Below are 2,974 nucleotides of genomic sequence, written 5' to 3' on the forward strand. Positions count from 1 at the left end.
CCTCGGCGACCGCCCGGCCCTCCTCCGCGAGGCGGTGCGCCGGCTCACGGGGCTCCCCTCCGTCGAGATGGTCGCCGCCTCGCGCCTCTACGAGGCCGAGCCGTGGGAGCACGAGCCCGGGCGGACGCGCGACGAGACGCCCTGGTACCTGAACTGCGTCGTCGTCGTGGACACGACGCTGTCGCCGCGCGGGCTGCTGCACGAGCTCCAGGCCGTCGAGCAGGCCCTCGGGCGCGTGCGCCCGGAGGGAGCGCCGGAGGCCGCCCGCTTCGCGCCGCGCACGCTCGACATCGACATCCTCTTCTACGGCGACGCGGTCGTCAGCGTCCCCGACGACGTTCACATCCCGCACCTGCTCCTGGCCGAGCGCGCGTTCGTCCTCCGGCCGCTCGCCGACGTCGCGCCCGACCTCGAGCACCCGACGCTGTACCGCACGATCCGCGAGCTCCTGGAGGAGCTCGTCGACGAGCACGACGTTCGGCCGGGGGATTATCCGGCGCGCTGGTTCGAGGACTGAGCGGCCGTGGCCTCCGACGACTTCGAGCGGCAGGCGCTCCAGCACCTGGACGCGCTCTACAACTTCGCCATCTACCTGACGCGCAATCCGCCCGAGGCCGACGATCTCGTCCAGGAGACCTACCTCCGCGCCTTCCGCTTCTCGCATCGCTTCCAGGCGGGAACCCATCTCCGCGCCTGGTTGTTTCAGATCTTGAGGAACACGTTCCTGACCTTCTACCGGCTCCGCGAGCGCGAGACCGCGATCGCGGACGACGGGGTACCGGACTGGGACGTGCCGATGTTCCAGAATGCGCCCGAGTACACGGCGAACGCGATGGAGGCGCACACCGATCTCGAGCGCGCCATGAGCCGTCTGCCGGAGGAATTCCGGACCGTGCTCCTCCTGGCGGAGGTCGAAGGCATGCCGCTCGAGGAAGTCGCGCGCGTCATGGGCTGTCCGGTCGGCACCGTCAAGTCGAGGATCTTCAGGGCGAAGGAGCGGCTGCGCACGCTCCTCTCCGACTACGACAAGGGATGAACGAGCGGCTCTCGGATTCCTCGGACGAAGCGCTGGGCCGGCGGCTGGCGAGCGAGCTGCCGCGCCACCCGGCGCCGGCGCGCCTGCGCGCGGCGGTCGCCGAGGGGGCGGCGCCGCGGCCCGCGCAGCCCGCCTGGCTCACGGTCGCGCTCTCCGCGGCCGGGACGGCGCTCGTGCTCTTCCTGGTCTTCCTGCCGCTGCTCCCCCGGACCGCGCCGGCCGACCCGGCCGAGCGGCTCATGCGGTCCGTGGTCGCGGAGCACGAGCGCGCCCTCATGTGGGGCGCGCGGCACGCGGGGATCATCCCGGCGGCGCTCCCCTGGCTCACGCAGGAGTCGGGGATCGGCCTCGCGCGCGTCTTCGCCGGCGACGACCGGCTGACCTTCGTCGGCGCCGAGCCCGTGTACGTCGAGGGCCGTCGCGGGATGGCGCTCTCCTACCGCGATGTCGACGGCCACCTCGTGACGTACACGGTGCTTCCCGCCCCCGGCCTGCCCGTGCCCGAGCGCCGGCGCGTCCAGATCGGCCGGTTCAGACCCGCGCTGCTGAACGAAAGCGGCTTCTCGGCGTGGGTGTGGAGGCAGGGCGACTTGGCGTGCTTCATCGTGTCCGACATGGTCTCGCAGAGCGACCTCGAGCGGTTCAAGGACTACTTCGTCCGCGTGCGGACGGCGACGGAGCCGGTGCCCGCCTACTGATGCTACCGGGGGGCGGGGTGCCCCTCGTCGACCACGCTAGCAACCAGGGCCCTCGGTGTTACGTCGGGCGCCCTGCGCCCGGCAAACGCGTAGAAGCTACGGGTCTCCGAGGGGCACCCACCCCCCGGTACCTCAGCGAACGGGGGCCATCACCGGGCGTCGGCGGCGCGGACGCCCGGGGCGGCGTCGTCGAGGTCGCGCGCGACGACGAAGGGCAGCGCCATCAGCGCGACGGCGACCAGGAGCACCTCCGTGTCGCCGAAGTTGTACTCGAAGAGCCCGGCGACGAGGAACGCCACGATCGCCGCGATGGAGCCCCAGACCATCGCGCGCGCGGCGGCGTCGGCCGGGCCGAGCCGGCGCAGGACGCGCACGGCCGCGCCGAAGAACGCCACCCAGATGGCGACCCAGGCCGCGAGACCGGGGAGGCCCCGCTCCACCGCGATCTGGAGCGGCGAGTCGTGCAGGTGGCTCGTCGAGCGCCGGAGCGCCTCGGGCGGGGCCCAGGCGGGGTAGAGGTGCTTCACCTGCCCCGGCCCGACGCCCGTGAGCGGGTGCGCGCGCGCGAGCGCGAGCCCCGTCTCCAGCATCGCGAGGCGGTCGCGCGCCGTGTCGTCCGCCGGATCGCCGATCGTCAGCAGCCGCTGGAAGACGCCGGGCTCGACGGCGAGCACGGCGACGACGCTCAGGACGAGCGCGCCCAGTACGAGACGACGCCGCGGGAAGACCGGCGCGCACGCGACGGCGCCCGCGGCGAAGCCGAGCCACGCGCCGCGCACGTAGGTGAGGCCGAGCGCCGCCGCCACCGCGAGCCACGCGGGGCCGGCCCACGCGAGGGGCCGCCCGGCGCGCGCCAGCCGGGGCAGCGCGCCGACGAGCACGAGGGCCTCCACGCCGGCGAGCGTCATGTAGATCGAGAAGAAGCCGCGCGCCCGGGCACACTTCCTGAAGAGCAGGCGGACCGCGGCCGAGTCCGACGCGACGGTGCCCGAGGCCGGGCAGGCCGCGACCTGCACGATCGCGAGCACGGCGACGACCGCGACCGCGACGAACAGCCAGGTGACGAACCGCTCCGCCGCACGCCGGTCGGGCAGCGCGTGCAGAACCACGTAGAAGGCGCCGAGCGTGAGGAGCCCCTTCGCGGCGACGAGGCTCTCGAGCGGGCGCGGCGAGGCGAGCGCCGCGACGAGCGTCCAGGCGGCGAAGGCGGCCATCGGGACGGCGAGTGGCCAGCCGGCGC

General features: G+C 74.0%; 4 protein-coding genes. 3 read left to right on the forward strand and 1 reads right to left on the reverse strand.

Features of this window, described 5'->3' with window-relative positions:
* The 3 genes from folK to VKG64_07230 form a co-directional block, all read left to right on the forward strand.
* Nucleotides 1–517, forward strand: a 517-nt coding sequence (gene folK, locus VKG64_07220; GenBank protein HKB24831.1) for a 2-amino-4-hydroxy-6-hydroxymethyldihydropteridine diphosphokinase, incomplete at its 5' end; no start/stop codon positions are given.
* Nucleotides 518–523: 6 nt separating this feature from the next.
* Nucleotides 524–1,036: a sigma-70 family RNA polymerase sigma factor gene (locus tag VKG64_07225; GenBank protein HKB24832.1), complete on the forward strand. Its 513-nt coding sequence runs from the start codon at nt 524–526 to the stop codon at nt 1,034–1,036.
* A complete protein-coding gene (locus VKG64_07230) occupies nt 1,033–1,734 on the forward strand; it encodes a hypothetical protein (GenBank protein HKB24833.1) in 702 nt (233 codons plus the stop codon). Before VKG64_07225 ends, VKG64_07230 begins: the two co-directional genes overlap by 4 nt.
* A 149-nt stretch (nt 1,735–1,883) precedes the next feature.
* Here VKG64_07230 and VKG64_07235 read toward each other — a convergent pair.
* Nucleotides 1,884–2,974, reverse strand: a 1,091-nt coding sequence (locus VKG64_07235) for an O-antigen ligase family protein (GenBank protein ID HKB24834.1), incomplete at its 5' end; no start/stop codon positions are given.

The sequence above is a fragment of the Candidatus Methylomirabilota bacterium genome, from assembly GCA_035260325.1.
Classification (GTDB): domain Bacteria; phylum Methylomirabilota; class Methylomirabilia; order Rokubacteriales; family CSP1-6; genus AR19.